Here is a 511-nt window from a genome sequence, read left to right on the forward strand (position 1 = left end):
TTCGCCCACCTTGACTATACCGCGCTCCACGCGACCCGTGACCACCGTGCCGCGACCCGAGATGCTGAACACATCCTCGATGGGCATCAAAAACGGCTTGTCAATGTCACGCTCCGGCTCCGGAATGAACGAGTCGATCGCATCCATCAACTCGAATATGCACTTGGCCTCCGCGCTGTCCGGATCGTCCGACTCCAGCGCCTTGAGTGCGCTGCCGCGAACGATCGGTGTGTCGTCGCCCGGAAACTCGTACTTGCTCAAAAGCTCCCTCAACTCCAACTCCACCAGCTCGATCAGCTCCTCGTCGTCGACCATGTCGCACTTGTTCAGAAACACCACGATACGCGGCACACCCACCTGACGCGCCAGCAAAATGTGCTCCCGCGTCTGGGGCATCGGACCGTCATCGGCCGCCACCACCAAGATCGCTCCGTCCATCTGTGCCGCGCCGGTGATCATGTTCTTGATGTAGTCGGCATGGCCCGGACAGTCCACGTGCGCGTAATGACGC

The 511-nt window shown here is 60.7% G+C and carries 1 protein-coding gene; it reads right to left on the reverse strand.

Annotated features, from left to right (window positions below; translation table 11 throughout):
* Positions 1-511 (reverse strand): GTP-binding protein (locus MRX98_RS21905; protein ID WP_246915340.1); only part of this gene is annotated, 511 nt, incomplete at both ends.

The sequence above is a fragment of the Desulfatitalea alkaliphila genome, assembly GCF_022968795.1.
In the GTDB taxonomy this organism is placed as follows: domain Bacteria; phylum Desulfobacterota; class Desulfobacteria; order Desulfobacterales; family Desulfosarcinaceae; genus Desulfatitalea; species Desulfatitalea alkaliphila.